Genomic DNA, 18396 nt, shown 5'->3' with positions numbered 1-18396 from the left:
TTATGAGACAATACGAAACGATGGTTATCATCGACGCTATGATCTCTGACGACGCCATCAACGCTGAAGTCGAGAACATCGGTGCCATGATCACCAACGGCGGCGGTGAAATTCTCCGTCGCGACGACTGGGGCAAGCGCAAGCTCGCCTACACCATCAACAAGCGCCAGCACGGCTACTACGTGATTTTCTACTACAAGGCCGAAGCCTCTGTGGTGGCGAACATGGAAGCTGCCCTCAAGCTGAACGAGAACGCTCTCCGCTGGATGACCCTCGCTGATTATCCGATGAGCGAAATCGTCTACAACCAGGATATGGCTCAGTCCACCGAGGAAATCATCCCGGTCGACGCAGAAGAAGGGGAGGCTGAATAATGGCTTTTGAAGACAAGAAACAGGCTCCGCGTATCCGCCGCAAGAAGACTTGCTGGTTCACGGAAAACAATGTCAAGTTCATTGACTACAAGGACGAGAAGACTCTCCGTCGCTTCATCTCTGAACGTGGCAAGATTATCCCGCGTCGCATCTCCGGCACGTCCGCCAAGTACCAGCGTATGCTGAACGAGGCTATCAAGCGCGCCCGCCAGATGGCCATTCTCCCGTTCGTTTCGGACAGCCTGCGCTAAGGAGGAACTAGACTATGGAAATTATTCTTAAAGCCAATGTTCCCCACTTGGGCAAGATGCTCGACGTCGTGAAGGTGAAGGACGGCTATGCCCGTAACTTCCTCTTCCCGCGCAAACTCGCCGTCCGTGCTACCAAGGAAGCCAAGGCCCAGATCGAAAGCAACCGCGCCGCCCTCGAGGCCCAGTTCCAGAAGGAACTCGCCGCCGCCGGTGACGTCGCTGCCAAGCTCTCCCAGGTTTCTGTCAACCTCGAACGCCGCGTCGTGGAAGGCGAACGTCTGTACGGTTCTGTGACCGCTGCCGACATCGCCGATGCCATCACCAAGCAGGGTGTCAAGGTCAGCCGTGCTCAGGTTGCCCTCGAAGAGCCCATCAAGCAGCTCGGTGTCTACACTGTCACCATCAAGGTGTTCAGCGACGTAGAAGCTCAGGTCAAGGTTTGGGTGGTCGCTGAGAAGTAATAATTCTCGCAACTACAAAAACTTTTAAAAGTCGCTCCTGTTATGGGGGCGATTTTTGCTATTTTAAGGCTATATGCGTAAGTTCGCTCTTTCATTTGTGGCCTGCGTGGCCAGTGTCTTTGTGGGCCAGTCCCTTGCCCAGCCCCGCGACCTGTTCGCGGAGTTCGAGGCCGAAAACGAGGCTGCCCAGGAGGTTTCCAGTTCCTCGGTGGTGTTATCCTCGTCGAGTGTCGCCGTTTCTTCTAGCGCGGTTGCCTCGTCTTCCAGCGTACCCGTTTCGCCGTCGAGCGCCCCGCTCTCGTCTTCTGCCGAACAGCCTGCCGCTCCGGCTGATTCTGCTGCCCCCGCGGTTGCCGACACGACCGCCCCCGCTGTGGCGGACACGGCTGCTCCTGCCGATACGGCGGTTGCCGACTCCGCTGCCGGCGATTCCGCGATGCAGATGACTCCCGAGGAGGCATACGCTGCAGAGATGAAGAGGCTTTCCGAAGAGAACCGTATCCGCGATTCGCTTGCTGCCCTCAGCTCCAGCAGTTCCGAACAGCCGGCTCCGGACATCTCTTCCAGTTCCATGAGCCGCCGCGACCTTCTCGGTCCGGTGAAGGTGTCCAAGGTCTACGGCATTGACGAACTCAAGGGCCGTTACAAGAGCCCGCGCAAGGCGCTGTTCATGTCGCTCGTGGTTCCTGGTTCGGGCCAGCTCTACGTGGGCGGGTCCACGTTCACCTATGTCCGCGGTGGCGCCTACCTCGCGCTCGAGGCCGCCCTTTGGACCAGCTGGGGCTATTTCTCGGTCTACAAGTATAACGACCAGGTCGACAAGTACAAGAAGTTCGCGAAGAAGCACTATTCCATTGGCCGCTACGAGGCCGGCATGCGCGAACTTTACGGCCAGCTCTCGGACGAGACGGAAGAATCGCGCTTCGAGACCCGCTACATGAACAGCCGCGAGGCGTTCTGCGAGGCCATCTATGGCGATGCGGGCAACTCGGGATGCTACACGGCGGGAAGGCTCTTCTATAAGGACAAGGCGCATACGGACCGGTTCTCCGTCTCGAACGCGTCGGCGCTGGAAGATGCTTCGCTTGGCGATGAGACCAAGGCGGTGGGCGCATTCTTCGATGCTTCCGCCCTGTTCCAGCAGATTTCTGACAAGACCTATGTGCTCGGCTGGGACGATGTGGAAGACCCGGCGGTGGCCATCAACCTTGGGCTCGAGGACGACGAACTGGAAGACGGAATCGTCCCGCTGGGAAAGTCGTCCAACATGGACAAGTACCGTTCCATGCGCAACAAGGCGAACGACTACGCCGATTTGCAGGTGTGGTTCTTTGGAGGTCTTATCCTCAACCATATTATCTCGGCGGTTGACGCTGCGTTTACGGCCAATGCGCACAACAAGGCGCTCTATTCCGAAGAACTTTCGTGGTACGACCATCTCCACTTCGACAGCTACGTGAACATATTCAACGGACTCGACGTGGGCGTGCAGGCTAGCTGGGGATTCTGATGCGGCTGATCCTGTCGGTTCTCCTGGGAGTCCTCGTTGCCTCGTCTGCCGCTTTTTCGCAGGTCGTGATTTCGGTCGACGAGAGCGTGAGCAAGAACCAGGACAAGAGTCTGTGGTTGGCGTTGGGCGCATCTGCTCTCTTGCCAGGCATGGGCGAACTTTACTTGGGCGAGAAGTCTCTTGTGCGGCCTTTTGTATGGACTGATGCGGCCCTCTGGCTTACGACTTTCGGTTCGTATTTTATTGGCGAAAAATACATCGCTTCGGCGCATTCCTATGCTGTCCGGTATGCGGGACTCACGAGTTCTAGCAAGAAAATCTCGATGCTCAATACGGTGGGCGACTACCGGAGCCGTGGTGGCGTTGCGGGGCAGAATTCCTCGCCCGACATGGACGAGGACTACAACCAGGCGATGATCCGCGCGGGCAAGGATGTCAACAGCGAACTCGACGAGAGCATCCAGTGGGACTGGGGAAGTTCTGACAATCCCGAGACGACGGAACATATCGACGAGTTCAAGAGTCGTTTGCGCCATTACCGTGTTAGCCGCATTATTTTCCAGGTGTCGGTGGGGGCGCTGGTGCTGAACCGCGTCGTCTCCATGCTCGATGCCATGCGCATCTACCGCGCGACGTCCTCCAAATCGTTCACGGAGCGCTTCAAGGTGACCCCCGAGTTCTATGAAGACGGCAGCGGGCTTCTTTTCAATGTGAAATTTTGACCGGGGAATTTCATTTAAATGCAACCATTAGTACCCGATATGCATCTAAATCGCGTGAAAAAGTTTATTGTATTCGTTTTTGTAGCCCTTTTCCTTGCCGCCTGCGGTGGCGAAGATTCCGCTGCGAGCGGTGCGAAGGGTGCTGGTGCTCCGGGCAAGGGCGGCCCGGGCGGGAAAGGCGGACCGGGAGGCAGGCCCGCGCGCGAAATTGCAGTCGAAGGCTATATTGCCGAAGCCCACGAGGGCGGCAAGACGTTCTCTGCGATGGCGACGCTTGAACCCCTCAACAGTGTGGAACTGACCGCGGCAACATCCGGCAGGCTCATGAACCTTTATGCGAAGGACGGCGCCCAGGTGCAGAAGGGCACGCTCCTTGCAAAGATTGACGATTCCGAACTCAGGGCGCAGCTCAAGCAGGCGGAATCGAACAAGCAGCTCGCCCAGCAGAAGTACGACCGCGCGAAGGGGCTCTACGAGAAGGATGGTGCGACGAAGGCCGACATGGAAGCGGCGGAAGCGTCGCTCAAGTCTGCGGAAGCGTCGGTGGAACTCATCAGGGCGCAGATTGCGAAGACCGAAGTTCGTGCCCCGTTCGCTGGCAAGCTCGGCTTTGTGAACGTGTCCGTGGGCGCCTGGCTTACCACGGGGACATCCATTGCAACCCTCAGCGAAGTGAAGAAGTTGAAGGCGAAATTCGCCCTCCCGCAGCGCTATGCATCGGCCCTCAAGCCGGGCGATGCCGTAGAACTCAAGGACGAGGAGCGCAATATTTCTGCAAACGGCAAGGTGAAGGCCCTGGAAGCGGGACTTTCGGAAAGTAGCCGTACCCGCCAGGTGCTGGTGGAAGTCAATAACGCAGGGGGCGAACTCCTTGCGGGTTCTTACGCAAAAGTGAACGTGACTATGCAGGCGGGAGTCGCAAAGAGCATCCCGATTCCGGCCGAGGCGTTCACGCTGGACAAGGACGGCGCCTACGTGTTCGTGGCTACGGGCGGGAAGGCGAAAATCAAGCACGTACAGACCGGGCTCCGCACGCCGATTACGGTCGATGTGACCGGAGGGCTCGACGAGGGCGATACCGTGATTACTTCGGGCCTCATTAGCCTGCGCGAAGGCATTTCTGTGCGCATCCGTGAAATCCGCCACAACGCCGATTACGAAGTGGAGTAAACGCGGATGAGTGTCGCGAACCTTTCCGTACGTCGTCCGGTACTCATGACGGTGATGGCGCTTGTCATCATCCTGCTCGGTGCGTTTGGCGCAAGCAACCTGGGCGTGCGCGAATACCCGAACGTCGACTATCCCTTGATTCAGGTGCGTACCTCGTACCCGGGCGCGAACGCCGCGGTGGTGGAGGCCGAAGTCACCGAAATCTTGGAAGCATCCATCAACAGTGCGTCGGGCATCAAGGCGCTTACCTCCACGAGCCGAGACGGCTTCTCTTTCATCAACATCGAGTTTGAAACGGGAATGGACTTGGAGGCGGCCGCGAACGAAATCCGCGACCGCGTGAGCCGCGTGCGCCGCAGACTCCCTGACGATGTGGACGAGCCGACGGTCTATAAGTCCGATAGCGACAACGACCCGATATTGATGGTGAGCCTCGTGAGCGACAAACTCGACCCGATGGAAGTTTCCGAAATCGCGAACAACTTTGTGAAGGAACGCCTGCAGACCATCAACGGTGTGTCTGAAGTTGCCATCTGGGGCGAAAAGCGCCCGACGGTGCGCCTGTGGATTGACCCGGTGCGCCTGCAAGCTCTTGGCGTTTCGGGAGCCGAGATGTCGGCGGCGCTCAAACGCGGCAACCTGGAACTGCCCTCCGGTTCTATCGAGGGTAGCGAGACGACGCTTTCTATCCGCACGCTGGGCCGCATTCTTGACCCGAAGGCGTTCGAGAACATTGCGGTAAAGACCGCTGCTGACGGTACCGTGATTCGCATCTCCGATGTGGCGGATATCCATTACGAACCGAAGGATACGCGTACCGGGTTCCGCCGCAACGGCAAGAACTCCATCACGCTTGCCCTGATGGCGCAGCCGGGTAGTAACCACGTGGAAATTGCGAACGAGTTCTACAGGCGCGTGGAGGATATCCGCCGCGAGATTCCCGAGGGCGTGCAGGTGCTTTATGGGCGTGATACCTCCATCAACATCCGCGCTTCCATCAAGGAGGTGGTGGAGACCATCTTCATCGCGTTCCTGCTGGTGATTGCGATTATCTTTGCCTTCCTGCGGCAGGCCCGCACGACGCTCATCCCGATGGTGGTGGTGCCGGTGGCCGTTATCGGAAGCTTCTTCGTGCTGTACTTGTGCGGGTTCAGTATCAACGTGCTGACCTTGCTTGCGATGGTCTTGGCGATTGGCCTTGTGGTCGACGACGCCATCGTGATTGTGGAAAATATCTACCACAAGATTGAACGCGGAATGACGCCCAAGCAGGCGGCGGTCGCGGGTACAAACGAAATCTTCTTCGCGGTGATTGCGACATCTGTGGTGCTCATGGCCGTGTTTGTGCCGGTGCTTGCGCTGGGCGGTACTACGGGCTTACTTTTCCGCGAGTTCGTGGCGGTGATGATCGGTACGGTGTTCCTCTCGACGCTCTGTGCGCTCACGCTTTCGCCGATGCTCTGTTCCAAGTTCCTGAGCCGCCAAAAACAGGGCTGGTTCTTCCGCGTTACCGAGCCGTTCTTTGACTGGCTCAACCGCATTTACGCTGTGCTTCTCGGTGGGTTCCTCAAGTTGCGATTCTTGCTTTTCCCGGTAGTGGCGGGCCTCCTGGCTATTGCGTACCTCTGCTTCAACAACATGAGTAGCGAGATGGCCCCGACGGAAGACTCCAACGCGGTCATGGTGAACCTGAACATGCCCGAAGGCGTGACGCTCACGCGCACCAAGCGCATGGCCGATGCCTTTGCCGAAGAAGTCATCGCGCTCATGGATACCAACGAGTATACCGAAATTCAGGCGGGCGCTTGGAACGCGGGCAACTCCAGAATGCGCATATTCCTGAACGCTGACAAGAAGGCGCGCCGCCCGCAGAGCGAAATCGCCCGCAGCATCCAGGTGCTCGGTAATGAGTACCCCGATTTGCGCGTGATGGTTTTTGAACCGCAGAGCATCAGCACGCAGCGCGGTGGACTTCCGGTGCAGTTCGTGTTGCAGGCCCCGAATATCGAGATTCTCCGCACGCTTGTGCCCAAGTTCGAGGAAGAGGCGAGCAAGAGCCCGGTGTTCAGCGTGGTGAACACGAACCTGAGATTCACGAAGCCCGAATTGCATATCGAGATTCTGCGCGACAAGGCGAACGAGGAAGGCGTTTCGGTGAACGACATCGCGCAGGCGGTGCAACTTGCGATAAGCGACCAGAGCTATGGCGAATTTTACAAGGACGGACGCCAGTACGATATCATCGGTGCGGTGGGTTACCAGTACAGGAGCATGCCCGAGAACATCGCGATGCTCACGGTCAAGAACGCGAAGGGCGAACTTGTGAGTCTCGATAACTTCATTACGTTCAGCGAGCAGTCCGCATCGCCGTCGCTCCCGCGATTCAACCGTTTCAGTGCGGCCACCATCCAGGCAGGCCTTGTGCCCGGCAAGACGATTGGCGACGGCGTGGAGGAGATGCGCCGGATTGCGAAGCATTTGCTGAAGGAGTACCCGAGCGTGAGTACCGCATTGAGCGGCTCCTCCAAGGAGTTCGAGGAAAGTTCCAGCGGTCTCTATATCGTGTTCCTGCTTGCGCTTGCGCTTGTGTTCCTGGTGCTTGCGGGGCAATTCGAAAGTTTCCGCGCTCCCTTCGTGATTTTCTTTACGGTGCCTCTCGCACTTGCGGGCGCGCTCGCCTGCCTGTTCATTACCGGCCAGACGCTCAATATCTTTAGCGAGATTGCGCTCATCTTGCTTATCGCGCTCGTGACGAAGAACGGCATATTGATTGTGGAATTTGCAAACCAGATTGCGGCGAATACCGGGTGCTCTAAGCTCGAGGCGGCTCGGCTAGCGGCAGAACGCCGCTTCCGCCCAATCCTGATGACAAGCCTGTCAACAGTATTGGGCGCGGTGCCGCTCATCATGACCGGCACGCCCAGCCGCATCGCGATGGGCATCGCCATTGCGGGTGGCCTCACGTTTGCCACGTTCCTCTCGCTGTTTATTGTGCCTGCGGCCTACAGCTTCTTTGCGGGCAAGGTCGATGCGACCAATACCACCGACGCATCGAAGATGGCATAGGGAAAGCTATTCCTTACAGTCGGTCCTGATCTTGAATGCCATGATGGCGAATGCGCCCGCGACGTTCATGCTCGCCTTGCGGCCTGCCATCGGGATGGTCACCTTCATCGTCGCTTCGGCCATGAGCTCGGGGGCGATTCCCAGTTCTTCGTTTCCGAGGAGGATGAGTCCCTTTTCGGGCCACTTCACATCGTTGATGCTCGGGATGTCTTCGCCGGTTTCGAGCGCGATGATTTCGTAGCCGTTGTCCTTGTGCCACTTGACGCAGTCGAAGGGGGAGTCCCAGCGCTTGATGGGAATCCATTCCTGGCATCCGCGGGCGGCGCTTTTTACCGTCACGTGGTCGGGTCCGCAGCTGTAACCGCTCAGGTGGACTCCTTCGAGCCCAAAACAGTCGGTGCTCCGGATGATGGATCCCACGTTAAAGGCGCTGCGCAAGTTGTGGACGAGCACCGCGAAGGGGAGGGGCTTTTCATTCGGGGTTTCGCGGTCCCCCGGTTCCTGTTCCAGGTAGACGTCGCGTTCGAATCCGAGGCCCGCCCTTGTGCGGAACGTCTTGTACAGGTCAATCATCTGGGCCTGGTTTTTGCCTACGAGACGCTCTGTTTCGGGGAGCTTCATCCATCCGGCGTAGGTCTCGAATTCGCGCCTTGCGCGAGCCACGTCGTCGCCCAGTTGGAGTATGATGACGCGCAGGAGTTCCGCCATGCGTTTTGCCTTGGAGGTCTCCTTCATTGCGAGGAATTTCGGTTCGGTATACATCACGTAAAAAGCTAGAAAAATATGCTGATTTTTCCTTAAAATTTCCTGTTTTTTCTATATTTCCGATGACATGCAGAACACGCAAAAACCACGCGTCCTCATCTCGAACGATGACGGGATAAAAAGCGGCTATATGCTTGCTTTGGCGAATGCTCTTGTGCCCATAGCGGAGGTTTACGTGTTTGCTCCCGAAGAAGAACAGAGCGGTGTCTCGCATGCCTTTACGGTACGTCGCGGGCTCTCGGTAAAAAAGGTGAACCTGGGGAAGGATTGTTCCTCTGTTGAAGCCTATTCGATGTCCGGGACTCCTGCCGATTGTGTGAAATTTGCCCTCGGGCATTTTGCCTCCCATGGTCTTTCTACCGAGGGGGCCGGTCCGGGGCCCTTTGACGTGTGTTTTTCGGGCGTGAACCAGGGTGAAAATTCCGGAGTCTCCTCGCTTTACTCGGGGACGGTTGCCGGTGCGCGCGAGGCTGCCCTCTGGGGGGTTCCTGGCATTGCGCTTTCGCTGCACGGGGTGACGCCGAACATGCTTGAATTTGCAAAGGTGTTTGCGGAGCGGGTCGTCCAAAATCGCCTGTTTGAAAAAATCCCCGCAGGAGTCTTCTGGAACGTGAATTTTCCAAAGGCCACTGCCGAAACATTCAGGGGTTTCAGGGAAGCAAGAATGGCCCTTGGAATGTTTACGGACCACTACTCGCATGAGGGTGGACTTTGGCAACTGGATGGCGACAAGTTGTGGGAAAAACAGCCCGAGGATAGCGACGATTACTTGCTCCATCAGGGCTACGCGACGATTACGCCGCATCGCATCGACCAGACCGATGAAAAAAGTTTAGAAGTGATAAATAAAATGCTTGCCGGGAACGGCTAGGCAATAACTAGAGGATAGAGAATGTCAGAAGAATTGGTTCCAGGATCGCAGTTCAAGAGCCTGATTGAACAGGACATGCAGGATAGCTATCTGCGCTATTCCATGAGCGTGATTGTCGCGCGTGCGCTTCCCGATGCACGAGACGGCTTCAAGCCGGTGCACCGCCGCGTGATGTTCAGCATGCACAAGCTGGGCGTGGTCCCGAACAAGTCGACGGTGAAGAGCGCCCGTATCGTGGGCGATGTCATCGGTAAGTACCACCCGCATGGCGACTCGGCTGTCTACGAGACCTTGGTCCGCATGGCCCAGGACTTCTCGCTGCGCTATCCGCTGGTATTCGGCCAGGGAAACTTCGGCAACATCGACGGTGACGGTGCAGCCGCCATGCGTTACACCGAAGCGAAGATGAACAACGTGGGTGCCCTGATGCTCGAGGATCTCGAAAAGGATACCGTCGACATGGGCCCGAACTTCGACGAAACCCTCGAAGAACCGCTGGTGCTGCCTTCCGCGCTTCCGAACATGCTCGTGAACGGAACGACGGGTATCGCCGTGGGTATGGCGACCTCGATGGCTCCGCACAACCTGCGCGAAATCGCCGCTGCAATCCATGCGGTTGCCGAAAATCCCGAAATCCCGGGCGAAGATCTGCTCCAGTACGTGAAGGGTCCGGACTTCCCGACGGGCGCCATCATCTGCGGTCGTTCCGGTTTCCGCGAAGCTTACCTCACGGGTCATGGCCGCGTGCGCGTGCGCGCCCGTACCGAAATCGAAACCGATTCCAAGGGCAAGCCGCGCATCATTGTGACCGAAATCCCGTACATGGTGAACAAGTCCGAACTCTGCAAGAAGATAGCGGACCTCGTTCGCGAAAAGCGCGTGGACGGCATTACCGACATCCGTGATGAATCGGCGAAGGATGTGCGCATCGTGATTGAACTCAGGCGCGACGCGGTGGGTGAGGTTGTCCTGAATAATTTGTTCAAATACACGCAGTTGCAGACGACCTTCAGCATCTACAACCTCGCGCTCGTGAACAACCTGCCGAAGCTTTTGACCCTCAAGGATCTCGTCCAGATCTATATCGATCACCGCATGGACGTGGTGACCCGTGCTACGCAGTTCGATTTGAACAAGGCGAAGGCTCGCCTGCACATCATCGAGGGACTTCGCATCGCGACCCAGAATATCGACGAGGTCGTGCAGATTATCAAGTCGAGCAAGACGACTGAAATCGCGAAGCAGAGCTTGCAGGATCGCTTTAACCTCGACGAAATCCAGTCGCAGGCGATTGTCGATATGCGACTCTCCCAGCTTACGGGCCTCAACCTCGAAAAGTTGGAAGCGGAATACAACGAACTCATCGCGACGGTTGCCGACTTGGAAGATATCCTTGCCAAGCGCGAACGCCGCATTGCGATTATCCTCAAGCGCCTCGATGAAATTGTCGACAAGTACGGTGACGAACGCCGCACCACGATTGGCGAATCTGTGGACGATAGCGACTACGAAGACCTGATTGCCGAAGAGGAACAGGTGATTACCCTGAGCAAGGAAGGCTACATCAAGCGTCTTCCGATCGATACGTTCAAGGCCCAGAACCGCGGCGGCAAGGGCATCATCGGTGCCACCCTCAAGGAAGAAGACAACGTGGATCAGATTTTCACGGCGTCTACCCACAGCTATCTGCTTGTGTTCACCAACAAGGGGCGCGCCTACTGGACCAAGGTTTATCGCTTGCCCGAAGGCACGCGTAACGGCAAGGGCCGCCCGATAGTTAACTTCGTGGGACTTGTCGAGGGCGAGAAGGTACAGGCGATTGTTCCGGTGCGCAAGTTCGGTGGCTATTTCTGCCTCGTGTTTGCGACCAAGAAGGGCGTTATCAACAAGATGGATTTGACGCTGTTCAGCCGTCCGCGCAAGGCGGGCGTGAACGCCATCAGCCTCGACGAAGGCGACGAACTCGTGAAGGTTCAGCTCGTTGGCATGTCCGAAGAAGAATACAAGGCTTCCTTGAATGCCGGTGAAGGCGACGATAACGCGCCCGAAGCCGAAGTCACCGATGCGCCGGAAGTCGAAGGCGACGACGCCGACGATTTGGAAGCCCGACCGATTCCTAAGGACTTGCTGATGCTTGCGACCCGCAATGGTCAGGCCGTTACATTCCCGATCAGCTGCTTCCGCGCCATGGGCCGCGGCACGCACGGTGTGAAGGGCATTACTTTGGCCGAAGGCGACGAAGTGATTTCTCTCCTGTGGCTCAAGGCCGGCAACAAGATTGTGACCATCACCGAAAATGGCTACGGCAAGCGCAGCGAACCTTCGACCTACCGCATTACCCGTCGCGGTAGCAAGGGTGTGCGCAACTTGAACGTGACCGACAAGGTGGGCGCCGCCGTGTTCGTTGAAAGCGTTGCAGACGACTACGACTTGATCATTACCAGCCGCGAAGGCCAGGTGATTCGAATCAAGGCTGCCGATATCCGCCTCACGGGCCGTAACGCCCAGGGCGTCAAGGCGATTAGCCTCCGCGATGGTGACGTGGTGCAAGATGCGACTGCGCTCCCGAGCGTGGAAGACATCGAGCAGGATAGCGCCGAGGCGAAGGAAACCTTCGATCACGTGGAGGGTGTCGAAGTCGACGACGACTCCGTCGAGAAGGTTGACCCCGCCGATGCCGCTCCCGAAGTTCCCGTCGAAGAATAACTCCGGCAATACATGTAACATATATTAACAAAGGCGCCTCCGGGCGCCTTTTGTCGTGAAATAAGTTTACAAAAACTGCCCGAATTTTGAAAAATTCGGCGTTGAAATTTACAACAACGCTTTGTATATCTTGTGTAAAAGAAAAGAACGTTTTCAATATAAATTACAGTTAAGGGATCGCGTCGATTCTTTATAGGAGTAATTATGATGAAATGTTCTTTGGCCGGTATCGGCCTTGCCATGACGCTGGGGTTAGCGGTATCGGCTTTCGCTGCTGATGCCTGCAACGACAACATGGGTCATACAGGAAACGGCTCACAAGTGAGCGGCAACAGGGTGGGTTCTATCAATGGGACCCCTTGGGGCTTTGAACAGTGGTATCAGGGTGGCAACGCCTCGATGACCTACTACAGCAATGGTACGTTCAAGGCCAACTGGAGTGGTTCTAGCGACTACCTGACTCGCGTGGGCTACCAGTACAACGGCAACGGCATCAGCCACAAAACAAAGAACTTTGCGGTCGACTACAAGTACACCAAGAGCGGTAACGCCCAGTACGGTTACATCGGCGTTTACGGCTGGACCAAGAACCCGGAAACGGAATACTACATCGTGGACGACTGGTTCAGTAAGCCGAGCGAACAGTATGTGGGTGAAAAGTTCGGCGAAATCACGGTGGATGGCGCCAAGTACTCCATCCACGCGTTCCTCCGCCAGCAGGAACCCTCCAAGTCGGGTACTTCTACGTTCGTGCAGTTCTTCAGCATTCGCGAGACTCCGCGTCAGTGTGGCCATATCGACATTTCTGCCCACTTCAAGAAGTGGGATGAACTCTTCACCGGCCAGCAGAAGCAGCTTCGCGGTTCGAAGGGCGGTGGATCTGCTTCGCTCAAGTTCGGTAACGTGACCGAAGTGATGCTCATGACCGAAGCGGGTGGCAATGCTACGGGTTCCGTGGACTACACATACTTTAATATGGTCGACAATGCTACGCCGTCGCCGACTTCTAGCGCCTCGTCGAAGTCTAGTTCCTCCGTGGCAAAGTCTAGCTCTTCTAAGGGTGGGACTGCAGTTTCGGGCACCATCGACGCCTGCAAGGACGCTATGGGCCATGAAGGCCAGAGCAAGACAGACAATGGCCGCAATAACTCAAGCTCTACGGGCAATATCGGCTCCACTGGTTACCATTACGAAATCTGGTACCAGGGTGGCAACAACTCCATGACCTACTACGACAACGGAACCTACACCGCCAAATGGAGCGGCACAAACGATTTCCTTGCCCGCGTAGGCTTCAAGTATGATGAAAAGCAGACTTATGAACAAGTTGGTCCCATCGATGCTTACTACAAGTGGAGCCACCAGGGCAGCGCAGGCGGTTACAACTACATTGGTATCTACGGCTGGACAGTTGACCCGCTCGTAGAATACTACATCGTGGACGACTGGTTCAACAAGCCGGGCGCAAACCTCCTCGGCCAAAGAAAGGGTGAATTCACGGTTGACGGCGATACCTACGAAATTTACCAGAATACCCGCTACAACGCCCCCTCTATCAAGGGCGACCAGACCTTCCCGCAGTACTTCAGCGTGCGTAAGAGTGCCCGTCAGTGTGGCCATATCGACATCACGGCTCACTTCAAGAAGTGGGAATCCCTCGGCATGAAGATGGGCAAGATGTACGAAGCCAAGGTACTCGTAGAAGCGGGTGGTGGAACGGGTTCGTTCGACGTGACCTACTTCAAGATGACCGACGCCAAGCATCCGCTCCCGCAGCCGGAACCGGAATCTAGCTCCAACGTGGCCAAGTCCAGCTCCAGCGGTAGCGCTAAATCCAGTTCTAGCCGTGGCGGGTGGAACTGGGGCCGCAGCAGTAGCAGCACGGATGCTCTCCCGTTCATGACCCAGGCTCTCGCGACTATGGATGGCCAGTTCATGGTGTTCGACATGCAGGGCCGCTCTCTTGGCGCAATTGATGTGCCGGCCGGTTCTACGGTTGCATCTGCCATCAAGGCGAAGTTCAAGAATACGGGCATCTACCTCGTGAAGCAGGGCAAGACCTTCCTCCGCGTGAAGGTGACTCCGTAAAAAACGCTTAATCTTCAGATACTCCTGAACGAGATTCCCTGCGAAAGTGGGGAATTTTCGCTAAAAACGGCAATTTTTTGCTCGTTGCGTGTTGTTTTTTGCAACAACGCCTTTTTGTTGGTTGTATTCCAGTTTAGAGTGTTCTGATATATCTTTAGGGCAGAAACCTAAACATTCAGGAGTTAGAAAATGAATAGGAGTATTGCAAAAATTACGAAGATGGGGATTGCCATAGCCGCAATTATGTCTTCCGTTTCCTGGGGGCAGACCACCCTTAACTGCTCTAATGGCCAATCCCAGAAAATGGGTAGCGGCGCTGGCTATGATTACGAACTCTGGAGCCAGAATGGTGCCGGCAACGCAACTATGACGCTTAACCCGAGCACCGAAAATGGTGGTGCATTCTCCGTTGAATGGAGTGGTACTATCAACATGTTGGCCCGTTCCGGAAAGCGTTGGGGGTCTAACTCCACTGTTACCGTTCAGAATGTGGGTAATATTACCGCCGAATTTGAAGTGGAATGGAGCTCCACCGACAACGTGAAGTATGTCAGTGTCTATGGCTGGGGTTATTACGACCAGCAGGACATTCCCAGTGGTTTCAGCAACGAAATTGAATACTACATTGTCCAGGATCGCGGAAGCTACAATCCTACCCAGGGCGGTAAAAAGTTCGGTTCTGCAGTTATCGATGGTATTAGCTACGATTTCTATACGACCGACCGTATTCAGCAACCTTCTCTTTCGGGTACCAGCACCTTTAAGCAGTATTGGTCCATCCCGTCGAATACGAGCCAGCATCGCACCAAGGGCACCATTTCTATTTCCAAGCACTTCAGCGAATGGGCTAAAGTGGGTATGAAGATGGGTAGACTGTATGAAGTTGCTTCCATGAAGATTGAATCCTACACTGGAAATACGGGCACTGCAAAAGGTCATGCTACCGTTAAGAAGAACCTGCTGAAAATCGGTGGCAGTGCCGATGAACTTGCCCTCAATGTAACTGCATCTCCGGCTGCTGCAGGTACTGTGACAAAGAGCCCGAGCGCTAACTATTATGCTCCCAAGACAACTGTTCAGCTCACCGCCAAAGCCAACGAAGGCTGGAAGTTTGTGGGTTGGGAAGGTGCTGTTACCGGCACTACCGAAACCATTTCTGTAACTATGGACAAGGAAAAGGATGTGGTCGCCAAGTTTGAATTGGTTGGCGAAACCACAGTGAACCTTCTTAAGGATGGTGATTTCCCGAGCAGCAGCGTGATTTCTACAAACCAAGATGCATCTTGGTTCCTAGGTCAGGGTTCAAACTGGGGTAACTCTGCTGCAAAGACTTCTGTTTCTGGTGGCACGGCTACGGTTGACGTTACCACTATTGGTTCAGAACCTTACCAGCCGCAGCTTGTTCAGTACAATCTGGCTCTTGATAAGGACATGACGTACAAGCTGTCCTTTAAGGCTAGCGCTGATGTAGATCGCAAGATTGAAGCTACTTTCCAGCAATCCGTAGACCCCTGGGGTGCATACGCCACTAAGGAATTTGACATCACCACTACGGAAAAGGAATACTCATTCATCTTTACTATGGAAGAAGCTTCTGATGATGCCGCTCAGTTTGCCTTCAACTTGGGACAAGCTACAGGTTCGGTCAAGTTTAGTGACGTCAAGTTGGTCTTCACCACTGCTAAACCGGGTTCCGAAAACGGTCCGGGCGACGATACGACGACTGTTATTGCCCAGCAGCTCCGCATGGACTATGCGCAGACGGTCAGTGTCTTTGACATGCAGGGCAAGTTCATGGGCAAGGTGGAACTCTCTGCGGGCACGTCGCTCAAGGATGCCGTCGCTGCAAAGTTCCAGAAGTCCGGCATCTACATGGTGAAGGGCGCCATGGGCGTCCAGAAGGTCCGTGTGGTGAACCGCTAGTTTATAGCATACTCCCTCTTTCTTTTGAAAATCCCTGCCTTCGGGCGGGGATTTTTAAGATTATGGGGGATGCCTTTTATTTTCAATGATTAGCTATTGACGGCAAGTAAAAAAAAACTTAAATTCAGAATAGCTTTATACCCTTTTCGAAAGAGGCGTGTATGAAAAAAATATCGACTTGTTTCCTGGCGTTGCTGGCGACGCTCGTTTTCGCTGTTGCAGGCTTTGCCTACGATCTCACGGGCGGCGGATACGGCCAGGTCCAGAAGAATCGTCCCTCCATTGCGTTCGTTCTCACCACGTGGGAAAAGAAGGGAATCGCCATTTCCAAGACGACAACCCAGGATACCAAGGTCCAGGGCTCCCGCGAGGAAGCTTCCGAGGATGGATTCGACGGCTCCAGGACCGATATCGAGACGAACAATCGTACCCAGACCGATGTCACGATTGGAGTCTTTACCGAAAATATCTGGAAGAAGATTCCTGACGCCCAGATTGTTGACAAGTTCCAGCAGCAGTTCGTGAAGCAGCAGTTCAACGTGAAGGCTTCCGATCTCGCTCGCAACATCGCGCTTGCGCCCTCGCTTGCCAAGACGGGGGTGGATCCTTCGGATCGTGCTGCCGTTCGCAAGCTTGCCGAGAAGGAGGGCGTGAATTTCGTGGCCCGTGGCGAAGTGGCGGTCATCAGCTACCAGCGCGCATCGGGCAACAAGATCAAGGCTTCGCTGCAGATTGGCGTCGAAGTGGTCAATGTGAATTCCGGTGAGATTGTAGCCACGTTCTCCAATGCGGTGCACACGGTCGCATCTACCATGGAAGTTGCCCGTAACGGCGGCATCAACAAGGCGGCAGTCGTCGCTGCCCGCACTCTTTCCGAACAGGTCCTGGAGGCCTGGATTAGTGCCGCGGACAATGGCTCGCAGTACACGGTCGAACTTCGCAACATGAAGTCGGCCCGCAGCCAGAGGATGCCGTTTGAAAAGGCTCTCAAGGGTATCGCGACGCTCAACTCGCAGACGCAGCCTCAAAAGGATATCGTGACCTACGCCGTGACGTTCAGGGGCTCCAAGAGCGACCTCGGCATGGCGATTCTTGAAGCGATTGGCGACAAGCCCGGCTTCGACGAAAAGTCCTTCGAGGGTCCGAACGACGACGAAGGCAAGATTGTATTTGAATTCCTAAAATAACGGAGTATCCTCAGAATGAAAAAGACATGGCTAGCCCTGCTCTCTGCAGCCACATTTGCTCTCATATCTTGCGCCGCGACAGGTCCGCACGTAGATGCTTTCAACCGTGCCCAGAAGGCGTATAATGATGGCAAGGACGACAAGGCTATCGAAGAGGCTCTCAAGTCCTTGAAAATCAAGCCCGACTATCAGCCTGCTATTGACTTCCTCAACAAGACGTTTGACGATGTGGTTTCTGCGAAGAACGACACGATTGCGATGTTCAAGAAGCGCGATGACCCGAACCCGAAGCGCTGGGACAAGATTGTTCACATGGAAGAACAGAAGGCGGAATACGCAAAGCAGATCAAGCTGATTGCCCGCCGCAACGAGAAAATCAAGTTGAGCGTGGACTTCAACCCGAGGGATCTTAAGGTTGCAAAGGATAGTGCCGCTGCTTCGCACTATGCTGCGGGTCTCGAAAAGATGAACGGCCGTAACAAGTCCGACCAGCAGCAGGCCGCCATCCATTTCCGCAAGGCGTTTACCTACCACGATGATTACGAGGATTCCAAGAGGCTCTATGCGGAATGCAAGAAGCGCGGAACCGTACGTGTGGTCGTGGACCCGTTCAAGAACGACTACAGTGGCCGCATGGACGCAGCCCTTATTTCGGAACTCCAGAAGAACAAGGAAGCTTCCGAGTTCCTGCTGTTCCTCACGCGAGCCGACCTCGATCGCCTGCTCGACGAACAGAACCTGAGTTCTTCGGCAGACTTCCAGGATAGCGAAGGCGAGGAGATGATGGGCAAGCTCCGCAGTGCCGAATACCTCATCGCGGGTTCCATCGAGAAGCACGTCTGTTCCGATGATGAACGCGACGTGGAACGCGATCGCGAAGAGAAAGAAAACACCGCGCGCGTCCAGTATGGCAGCCACCAGGAATGTGAAACTCTGAAGAGCGGCAAGCGCCGTTGCTACAACGTGCCCGACTACAAGACGGTCTATGCGCACATCGTTATCGACTCCCTGACCAAGAAGGCTTCGACTTCCGGCTTTATCCAGATCCTCGATTTCGCGACGGGTGAAATCAAGAAAAAGTCAGACATTCGCGTGGGCGTGCTCTCGTCGGGAATCGTTGCCGGTTGCACGGGTGCGCCTGAAGCGTACAAGCCGGTGTGCAAGCATACGACGATTACGCTCCGCGCTTGCAGCGAGATGAACGACCAGATGACAATCGACTTCGCGCGCAAGTCCGTGAACGAGATTGCGAAATTTACGAAAGAATTCAAAAAGTAACATTGGTTCCGAACAACCTTTTTC

At 55.6% G+C, this 18396-nt stretch carries 14 protein-coding genes; 13 read left to right on the top strand and 1 reads right to left on the bottom strand.

The window, feature by feature from the left end:
• The first annotated feature begins 2 nt into the window (after positions 1-2).
• From rpsF to B2952_RS00700, 7 genes are all read left to right on the top strand, one after another.
• A complete protein-coding gene (gene rpsF, locus B2952_RS00730; protein ID WP_173366109.1) occupies positions 3-374 on the top strand; it encodes a 30S ribosomal protein S6 in 372 nt (123 codons plus the stop codon).
• Positions 374-625, top strand: a complete 252-nt coding sequence (gene rpsR, locus B2952_RS00725; RefSeq protein WP_173366110.1) for a 30S ribosomal protein S18 — start codon at positions 374-376, stop codon at positions 623-625. Before rpsF ends, rpsR begins: the two co-directional genes overlap by 1 nt.
• Before the next feature lie 14 nt (positions 626-639).
• Positions 640-1086, top strand: a complete 447-nt coding sequence (gene rplI / locus B2952_RS00720) for a 50S ribosomal protein L9 (protein WP_173366111.1) — start codon at positions 640-642, stop codon at positions 1084-1086.
• A 73-nt stretch (positions 1087-1159) separates the two neighbouring features.
• Positions 1160-2596: a hypothetical protein gene (locus tag B2952_RS00715; protein ID WP_173381482.1), complete on the top strand. Its 1437-nt coding sequence runs from the start codon at positions 1160-1162 to the stop codon at positions 2594-2596.
• The gene (locus B2952_RS00710; RefSeq protein ID WP_290727129.1) at positions 2596-3318 is read left to right on the top strand and encodes a hypothetical protein; all 723 of its coding nucleotides are present in this window, start codon (positions 2596-2598) and stop codon (positions 3316-3318) included. The genes B2952_RS00715 and B2952_RS00710 overlap by 1 nt, the downstream gene beginning before the upstream one ends.
• 54 nt (positions 3319-3372) lie before the next feature.
• Complete coding sequence (locus B2952_RS00705; RefSeq protein ID WP_290736092.1) at positions 3373-4488, top strand: efflux RND transporter periplasmic adaptor subunit; 1116 nt, start codon at positions 3373-3375, stop codon at positions 4486-4488.
• Positions 4489-4494: 6 nt separating this feature from the next.
• Positions 4495-7554, top strand: coding sequence for an efflux RND transporter permease subunit (locus B2952_RS00700; protein ID WP_290736089.1), 3060 nt, complete (start codon positions 4495-4497; stop codon positions 7552-7554).
• A gap of 6 nt (positions 7555-7560) precedes the next feature.
• On the opposite strand, the gene B2952_RS00695 is transcribed toward B2952_RS00700, so the two are convergent.
• Positions 7561-8316, bottom strand: a complete 756-nt coding sequence (locus B2952_RS00695; RefSeq protein ID WP_173381484.1) for a TrmH family RNA methyltransferase — start codon at positions 8314-8316, stop codon at positions 7561-7563.
• A gap of 70 nt (positions 8317-8386) precedes the next feature.
• On the opposite strand from B2952_RS00695, the gene surE reads away from it, so the two are divergent.
• The 6 genes from surE to B2952_RS00665 all read left to right on the top strand — a co-directional run bounded on the left by surE (position 8387) and on the right by B2952_RS00665 (position 18372).
• Entirely contained in the window at positions 8387-9190 is an 804-nt protein-coding gene (gene surE / locus B2952_RS00690; RefSeq protein WP_290727132.1) for a 5'/3'-nucleotidase SurE, read from the top strand.
• 21 nt (positions 9191-9211) lie between these two features.
• Complete coding sequence (gene gyrA / locus B2952_RS00685; protein ID WP_290727133.1) at positions 9212-11896, top strand: DNA gyrase subunit A; 2685 nt, start codon at positions 9212-9214, stop codon at positions 11894-11896.
• A 204-nt stretch (positions 11897-12100) separates the two neighbouring features.
• The gene (locus tag B2952_RS00680; RefSeq protein WP_290728172.1) at positions 12101-13984 is read left to right on the top strand and encodes a glycoside hydrolase family 11 protein; all 1884 of its coding nucleotides are present in this window, start codon (positions 12101-12103) and stop codon (positions 13982-13984) included.
• Positions 13985-14287: 303 nt separating this feature from the next.
• Complete coding sequence (locus tag B2952_RS00675) at positions 14288-15907, top strand: glycoside hydrolase family 11 protein (RefSeq protein WP_290736086.1); 1620 nt, start codon at positions 14288-14290, stop codon at positions 15905-15907.
• A 161-nt stretch (positions 15908-16068) separates the two neighbouring features.
• Entirely contained in the window at positions 16069-17094 is a 1026-nt protein-coding gene (locus B2952_RS00670; protein ID WP_290736083.1) for a hypothetical protein, read from the top strand.
• A gap of 15 nt (positions 17095-17109) precedes the next feature.
• A complete protein-coding gene (locus B2952_RS00665) occupies positions 17110-18372 on the top strand; it encodes a CsgG/HfaB family protein (RefSeq protein WP_173381491.1) in 1263 nt (420 codons plus the stop codon).
• The last annotated feature ends 24 nt before the right edge of the window (positions 18373-18396 follow it).

Origin of the sequence: Fibrobacter sp. UBA7003 (assembly GCA_002449765.1) — a bacterium.
Lineage (GTDB): Bacteria > Fibrobacterota > Fibrobacteria > Fibrobacterales > Fibrobacteraceae > Fibrobacter.
Note: the sequence above shows the minus strand (reverse complement) of the source record. Positions and strands in the feature narration are given on the sequence as shown.

Excerpts from the sequence above, each read along its gene's own strand:
- rpsF (WP_173366109.1), top strand. The coding sequence starts at position 3 with ATGAGACAATACGAAACGATGGTTATCATCGACGCTATGATCTCTGAC.
- rpsR (WP_173366110.1), top strand. The coding sequence starts at position 374 with ATGGCTTTTGAAGACAAGAAACAGGCTCCGCGTATCCGCCGCAAGAAG.
- rplI (WP_173366111.1), top strand. The coding sequence starts at position 640 with ATGGAAATTATTCTTAAAGCCAATGTTCCCCACTTGGGCAAGATGCTC.
- B2952_RS00715 (WP_173381482.1), top strand. The coding sequence starts at position 1,160 with ATGCGTAAGTTCGCTCTTTCATTTGTGGCCTGCGTGGCCAGTGTCTTT.
- B2952_RS00710 (WP_290727129.1), top strand. The coding sequence starts at position 2,596 with ATGCGGCTGATCCTGTCGGTTCTCCTGGGAGTCCTCGTTGCCTCGTCT.
- B2952_RS00700 (WP_290736089.1), top strand. The coding sequence starts at position 4,495 with ATGAGTGTCGCGAACCTTTCCGTACGTCGTCCGGTACTCATGACGGTG.
- B2952_RS00695 (WP_173381484.1), bottom strand. The coding sequence starts at position 8,316 with ATGTATACCGAACCGAAATTCCTCGCAATGAAGGAGACCTCCAAGGCA.
- surE (WP_290727132.1), top strand. The coding sequence starts at position 8,387 with ATGCAGAACACGCAAAAACCACGCGTCCTCATCTCGAACGATGACGGG.
- gyrA (WP_290727133.1), top strand. The coding sequence starts at position 9,212 with ATGTCAGAAGAATTGGTTCCAGGATCGCAGTTCAAGAGCCTGATTGAA.
- B2952_RS00680 (WP_290728172.1), top strand. The coding sequence starts at position 12,101 with ATGATGAAATGTTCTTTGGCCGGTATCGGCCTTGCCATGACGCTGGGG.
- B2952_RS00675 (WP_290736086.1), top strand. The coding sequence starts at position 14,288 with ATGGGTAGCGGCGCTGGCTATGATTACGAACTCTGGAGCCAGAATGGT.
- B2952_RS00670 (WP_290736083.1), top strand. The coding sequence starts at position 16,069 with ATGAAAAAAATATCGACTTGTTTCCTGGCGTTGCTGGCGACGCTCGTT.
- B2952_RS00665 (WP_173381491.1), top strand. The coding sequence starts at position 17,110 with ATGAAAAAGACATGGCTAGCCCTGCTCTCTGCAGCCACATTTGCTCTC.